Source organism: Leptothrix ochracea L12, assembly GCF_000262525.1.
Genome location: NZ_JH660665.1, coordinates 1 through 6,547 on the forward strand (window position 1 = coordinate 1; position 6,547 = coordinate 6,547).

6 protein-coding genes and 1 pseudogene are annotated in these 6,547 nt (G+C 58.2%); all 7 read left to right on the forward strand.

Annotation, left to right across the window (positions count from 1 at the left end):
• Positions 1-36 precede the first annotated feature (36 nt).
• Positions 37-1,353, forward strand: coding sequence for an isocitrate lyase (gene aceA / locus LEPOCDRAFT_RS00095; RefSeq protein ID WP_009453121.1), 1,317 nt, complete (start codon positions 37-39; stop codon positions 1,351-1,353).
• Positions 1,354-1,490: 137 nt separating this feature from the next.
• A pseudogene (thrS, locus tag LEPOCDRAFT_RS00100) lies at positions 1,491-3,402 on the forward strand (threonine--tRNA ligase).
• A 78-nt stretch (positions 3,403-3,480) separates the two neighbouring features.
• On the forward strand, positions 3,481-4,035 hold the full coding sequence (infC, locus tag LEPOCDRAFT_RS00105) for a translation initiation factor IF-3 (protein ID WP_083834349.1): 555 nt from the start codon (positions 3,481-3,483) through the stop codon (positions 4,033-4,035).
• Between the two features lie 117 nt (positions 4,036-4,152).
• Positions 4,153-4,356, forward strand: a complete 204-nt coding sequence (gene rpmI / locus LEPOCDRAFT_RS00110) for a 50S ribosomal protein L35 (RefSeq protein ID WP_009453124.1) — start codon at positions 4,153-4,155, stop codon at positions 4,354-4,356.
• 26 nt (positions 4,357-4,382) lie between these two features.
• Positions 4,383-4,739, forward strand: a complete 357-nt coding sequence (rplT, locus tag LEPOCDRAFT_RS00115; protein ID WP_009453125.1) for a 50S ribosomal protein L20 — start codon at positions 4,383-4,385, stop codon at positions 4,737-4,739.
• A 106-nt stretch (positions 4,740-4,845) separates the two neighbouring features.
• Positions 4,846-5,889: a phenylalanine--tRNA ligase subunit alpha gene (gene pheS / locus LEPOCDRAFT_RS00120; protein ID WP_009453126.1), complete on the forward strand. Its 1,044-nt coding sequence runs from the start codon at positions 4,846-4,848 to the stop codon at positions 5,887-5,889.
• Between the two features lie 31 nt (positions 5,890-5,920).
• Positions 5,921-6,547 (forward strand): YtpR family tRNA-binding protein (gene ytpR, locus LEPOCDRAFT_RS02530; RefSeq protein WP_009453127.1); only part of this gene is annotated, 627 nt, incomplete at its 3' end.

Sequence of the window (6,547 nt, forward strand, 5' to 3'; positions counted from 1 at the left end):
TACCGTTAATCGATCCGCTACGCATTGGAGCTTGTGATGACCCAATTGACCCGTGAACAACAGATCGCTGCCCTCGAAAAAGACTGGGCTGAAAATCCCCGCTGGGCGCTGGTGAAGCGTGGCTACAGCGCCGCTGACGTCGTGCGTCTGCGCGGCAGCATGCAGCCCGAATACACCTTGGCCAAGAACGGCGCTGAAAAGCTGTGGGCCAAGGTCAACGGTGGCGCCAAGAAGGGCTACGTCAACGCTTTCGGCGCCATCACCGCCGGTCAAGCCATGCAACAAGCCAAGGCTGGCTTGGAAGCTGTGTACCTGTCGGGCTGGCAAGTCGCCGCTGACGGCAACACCTCTGAAACCATGTACCCCGACCAGTCGCTGTACGCGTACGACTCGGTGCCGACCATGGTTCGCCGCATCAACAACACCTTCAAGCGCGCTGATGAAATTCAGTGGGGCCGTGGCATCAACCCAGGCGACGCAGGCTTTGTTGACTACTTCCTGCCAATCGTTGCTGACGCTGAAGCTGGTTTCGGCGGCGTGCTGAACGCATTTGAGCTTATGAAGAACATGATCGCTTCGGGCGCCGCTGGCGTTCACTTCGAAGACCAGCTCGCCGCTGTCAAGAAGTGCGGTCACATGGGTGGCAAGGTGCTGGTCCCGACCCGCGAAGCCGTTGAAAAGCTGATCGCTGCTCGTTTCGCCGCTGACGTGATGGGTGTGCCCACCATCGTTCTGGCCCGTACCGACGCTGAAGCTGCCAACCTGCTGACCAGCGACTGCGATGCCAACGACCAACCGTTCGTCACTGGCGAACGCACTCAAGAAGGCTTCTACCGCGTCAAGAACGGTCTGGAACAAGCCATCAGCCGTGGCGTCGCTTACGCTCCGTACGCCGACTTGGTGTGGTGCGAAACCGGCGTGCCCGACATCGGCTTTGCGCGTGAATTCGCTCAAGCTGTGCACGCTGCCTGCCCGGGCAAGCTGCTGTCGTACAACTGCTCGCCTTCCTTCAACTGGAAGAAGAACCTCAACGACTCGCAGATCGCTTCTTTCCAAGAAGACCTGTCGGCGCTGGGCTACAAGTATCAGTTCATCACCTTGGCTGGTATCCACATCAACTGGTACAACACCTTCCAGTTTGCCAATGCTTACGCCAACGGCGAAGGCATGAAGCACTACACCGAAATGGTGCAAGAGCCGGAATTTGCTGCTCGCGAAAAGGGTTACACCTTCGTGTCGCACCAACAAGAAGTGGGCGCAGGCTACTTCGACGACGTGACCACCGTGATCCAAGGTGGTTCGTCCTCCGTGAAGGCCCTGACCGGCTCGACCGAAGAAGAACAGTTCCACTGACCCCTCGGATCTGTCATTGAAAAAACCGCGCTCACAAGGCGCGGTTTTTTATGGGCACCCCGGCATCACGTGCCCTTAAAATCGGCACCCTTTGGTGGTCGGCCGTGCCGTACACGCCGCATTGTTTTGAGGATTTCATGGTTTCGATACAGCTTCCCGACGGTTCCAAGCGCGAATTTCCCGGCCCGGTGACGGTGGCTGACGTGGCGGCCTCCATCGGCACAGGCTTGGCCAAGGCCGCATTGGCTGGTCGTGTTGGCACAGGTGAGAGCACCCGTTTGGTCGATACCAGCCACCTGATCGAGGCCGATGAACAGCTTGCCATCATCACTGCCAAGGATGCGGATGGGTTGGATGTGATTCGTCACTCGACCGCACACTTGCTGGCCTACGCGGTTAAGGAACTGTTTCCAGACGCCCAAGTCACGATTGGGCCGACCATCGAACACGGCTTTTATTACGACTTCTCGTACAAGCGCCCGTTCACGCCGGAGGATCTGGTCACTATCGAAAAGAAGATGACGGAACTGGCCAACAAGGACGAGAAGATTGAACGGCGCGTCGTGGCCCGCGATGAAGCTGTGAGCTATTTCAAGTCGATCGGTGAAGCCTACAAGGCGGAGCTCATCGAAAGCATCCCGGCCGGTGAGGATGTCTCGCTCTACGCCGAAGGCAAGTTCACTGACCTGTGCCGTGGTCCGCACGTCCCAAGTACTGGCAAGCTGAAGTTCTTCAAGCTGATGAAGGTGGCTGGGGCCTATTGGCGCGGCGATCATCGCAATGAGATGCTGCAACGCGTTTATGGCACCGCTTGGGCGACCAAGGACGATTTGCAGAAATACCTCTTGATGCTGGAAGAAGCCGAGAAGCGCGATCACCGCAAACTCGGTCGCGAACTTGATCTGTTCCACATGGACGAATACTCACCCGGCACGGTGTTTTGGCACCCGAAGGGCTGGGCGATTTGGCAGGAAGTTGAGCAGTACATGCGCCGGGTGTACCGCGAAAATGGCTACCAAGAGGTCAAGGGACCACAGATCCTCGACAAAAGCCTGTGGGAAAAAACCGGTCATTGGGACAAGTACCGGGAAAACATGTTCACCACTGAGTCTGAAAAGCGCGAATACGCTTTGAAGCCGATGAACTGCCCGGGTCATATCCTGATCTACAAGCAGGGACTCAAGAGCTACCGTGACTTGCCTTTGCGCTACGGTGAATTCGGTGCATGCCATCGCAATGAGCCCACCGGGGGGTTGCACGGCATCATGCGTGTGCGCGGCTTCACCCAAGACGACGGCCATATCTTCTGTACAGAAGACATGATTCATGCCGAAGTGGCCGCGTTCACAGCGCTGCTCAAGAAGGTTTACAAAGACTTCGGTTTCACCGAGATCATCTACAAACTCTCCACACGGCCCGAAAAACGCATCGGCACCGAGGAAAGCTGGGATCGGGCCGAAGCGGCCTTGGCGGACGGTCTGCGTGCCGCTGGCTGTGAATTCGAGTACTTGCCCGGCGAGGGCGCTTTCTACGGCCCGAAGATCGAATACACACTGAAAGACGCGCTTGGTCGTCAGTGGCAGTGCGGCACTATCCAAGTGGATCCCAACTTACCGGAACGCTTGGATGCCGAGTTCGTGGGTGAAGATGGCACGCGCCATCGGCCCGTCATGCTGCACCGTGCGATCCTAGGCAGCTTGGAACGCTTCATTGGCATTTTGATCGAAGAACACGCCGGTGCTTTGCCCACTTGGCTTGCACCAACACAGGTGGTGGTGCTCAACATCACTGATGCGCAGACCGATTACGTCCAAGCCGTCGCCAAACAGCTGCAAAACAAGGACTTAGGGTCTCGATTGATTTGCGCAACGAAAAATCACGTATAAAATAAGAGAGCATTCATTGCAAAAGGTTCCCTATCTTCTCGTTGTCGGCGACAAAGAAAAGGCTGCGGGGGCCGTTGCGGTACGCGCCAGAGGCAATCAAGACCTCGGTGTGATGGCTTTAGAAGCCTTCTCCGGGAAAATAGCTGCCGAACTCGCTCTCTAAGAAGAGTGGGCTTGGCTTTCTTGTCTTTTGTTTTCGGTGTGTGTTGTTTTGACTCAAGGGCTTAAGCCCTGAAGGAATCTGACCATCGCTACTTTTCTTGACCGTCGGACACCCAACGCCGAACGCAAACATCGCCTTAATCGCGAAATCACTGCTCTTGAAGTCCGTTTGAACGGGCCTGAGAACGAGCCCTTGGGTATCGTCAGCATTCAAGAAGCACTGCGTCTTTCTGCTGAGCAGGACGTCGATCTGGTGGAAATCGCGGCAACCGCGAATCCACCCGTATGTCGATTGATGGACTACGGCAAGTTCAAGTACCAAGAGCAGAAGAAGGTCGCTGAGGCCAAGGCTCGTCAGCACATTATCGAAGTCAAGGAAGTCAAGTTCCGGCCCGGTACTGATGAAGGCGACTACCAGATCAAGCTGCGTAACCTGCGGCGTTTTCTGGAAGAAGGCGACAAGGGCAAGGTCACTTTGCGCTTCCGGGGTCGTGAAATCACTCACCAAGACATCGGTATGCGTTTGCTGGAACGTGTGCGTGATGAATTGACGGATGTCTCGCTGGTCGAGCACATGCCACGTCTTGAGGGCCGCCAGATGATCATGGTGCTGGCCCCCAAGAAGAAAAAGTAAGCCATTTTTAAATCTCGGAGTGCAGCGGTTTGGTCGCTGCTGCGCTCCAGTGCCCGTAGGCCCCCAAGACCGCGAGATGTTCGCGGCGCCTGATGGGAACAACGTGAAGGAGCAGTCATGCCCAAAATGAAGACCAAGAGCAGCGCGAAGAAGCGTTTTCGCGTGCGTCCGGGTGGTACCGTCAAGCGCGGTCAAGCGTTCAAGCGCCACATCCTGACCAAGAAGACCACCAAGAACAAGCGCCACCTGCGCGGCACCGTGACTGTCCATGAGACCAATATGGGTCACATGGCGCAGATGCTGCCGTTTGCTGGTCTGTAATCCACCAAGACTAAAGGAAGAGAACCATGCCTCGCGTCAAACGTGGTGTTACCGCCCGTGCTCGTCATAAAAAGATTCTGGCCCTTGCTAAGGGCTACCGTGGTCGTCGTAAAAACGTCTATCGCATCGCCAAACAGGCGGTGATGAAGGCGGGCCAATACGCCTACCGTGACCGCCGCGCCAAGAAGCGCGTGTTCCGTCGTTTGTGGATTGTCCGTATCAATGCGGCCGCCCGTTCATTCGGCATCACGTACAGCCGCTTCATGTCGGGCCTGAAGAAAGCCACGATCGAAGTCGATCGCAAGGTGCTGGCCGACATGGCTGTGCATGACTTGGCTGCGTTCGGTGCCATCGTCGAGAAGGCCAAGGCCCAGCTCGCTTGATAGCGTTGCCCGGGGTGGGTCGTTGAGATCAACACCCCGTTGCGCTGCATGAAAGGCCGAATCCGTTCGGCCTTTTTCTTTCCTACTGCATGGATTCGATGCGTCGATGAACGATCTCGAACAAATCGTGGCGGGCGCTGCGGCTGACTTCGCTGCAGCGCTGACACCCGCTCAGCTTGAAGACGCCAAGGCGCGCTTCACCGGCAAGACCGGCTTGGTCACTGAACTGCTCAAGGGCATGGCCAAGCTCAGCCCCGAGGAAAAAAAGACCCGGGGTGCTGCGATCAACGAGACCAAACAGCGCATCGAAGCGCTGCTGGGCGAGCGTCGTCGTGCGTTGGCAGAGGCCGAGTTGCAAGCACAGCTCAAGGCGGAAGCGCTCGACGTGACGCTGCCAGGCCGTGGCCGCTCGCTGGGCGGTTTGCATCCGGTGTCGCGCACCCTGGAGCGCATTGAGCAGATCTTTGGTTCGATGGGTTTTGATGTGGCCGATGGCCCCGAGATCGAAACCGATTGGCACAGCTTCACCGCTTTGAACAACCCGGAAAACCATCCGGCGCGTTCCATGCAAGACACCTTCTACGTCGATATGCAGGACGAGGCCGGTCGCCCCTTGTGCTTGCGGCCGCACACCTCACCGATGCAAGTGCGTTACGCCCGCCAGCACGCTGCGCGCCACGCTCACCTCGACGGGATGCCCGAGATCCGCGTCATCGCGCCGGGCCGCACCTACCGCGTCGATTCAGACGCCACCCACTCGCCCATGTTTCACCAGTGCGAAGGCCTGTGGATTGGTGAGAACGTGTCGTTCAAAGACTTGAAAGCAGTCTTTACCGATTTCTTCCGCACCTTCTTTGAGACCGATGAGCTGGAGCTGCGCTTTCGCCCATCGTTCTTCCCATTCACCGAACCCTCGGCCGAGGTGGACATCGCTTTTGCCAGCGGACCGCTCAAAGGTCGCTGGCTCGAAGTCGCCGGCTCTGGCCAAGTGCATCCGAACGTGGTGCGCAACTACGGCCTCGACCCCGAGAAGTACATCGGTTTCGCCTTCGGCATGGGCCCGGATCGCCTGACCATGCTGCGCTACGGCGTCAACGATCTGCGGCTGTTCTTTGAAGGCGATTTGCGCTTTCTGAGCCAGTTCAAGTAATTCCCGCTGCCCCGCCGCAAGGACCGAAGAGATGCAATTTCCTGAATCGTGGTTGCGCGAGTTCTGCAACCCTGAACTGAACACCGCCGAGCTGGCTCACCTGCTGACCATGGCCGGCATGGAAGTCGAAGAGCTCAAGCCCGTGGCACCGCCGTTTCACGGCATCGTCGTGGCGGAGATCCTCGAAGCTGTGCAACACCCCAACGCCGACCGCCTGCGTGTGTGCAAGGTCGATGCTGGCCCGCACAGCCCAGACGGCCCGCTGCAAATCGTCTGCGGTGCCCCCAACGCCCGCGCCGGTATCCGCATTCCACTGGCCACCGTCGGTGCTGAACTGCCCCCTGGCGAAGATGGCAAGCCCTTCAAGATCGGCACGGGCAAGCTGCGCGGCGTTGAGAGCTTCGGCATGCTGTGCTCGGCGCGCGAACTCCAGCTCGCGGAGGACAACGGCGGCTTGCTCGAACTGGCGCTTGACGCCCCGCTCGGCCAAGACATCCGTGAGCATTTGAAGCTCGATGACACGCTGTTCACCCTCAAGCTCACGCCCAATCTGGGCCATGGTTTGAGCGTGTACGGCATCGCTCGCGAAGTCTCTGCCTTGACCGGCGCGCCGCTGCGCACGCCTGCTGTACCCGCTGCCCCGGCGGTGGTCTCCAGC

What these genes read in the sequence shown, in the direction of transcription:
- aceA (WP_009453121.1), top strand. Translation starts at nt 37, where the DNA reads ATGACCCAATTGACCCGTGAACAACAGATCGCTGCCCTCGAAAAAGAC.
- rpmI (WP_009453124.1), top strand. Translation starts at nt 4,153, where the DNA reads ATGCCCAAAATGAAGACCAAGAGCAGCGCGAAGAAGCGTTTTCGCGTG.
- rplT (WP_009453125.1), top strand. Translation starts at nt 4,383, where the DNA reads ATGCCTCGCGTCAAACGTGGTGTTACCGCCCGTGCTCGTCATAAAAAG.
- pheS (WP_009453126.1), top strand. Translation starts at nt 4,846, where the DNA reads ATGAACGATCTCGAACAAATCGTGGCGGGCGCTGCGGCTGACTTCGCT.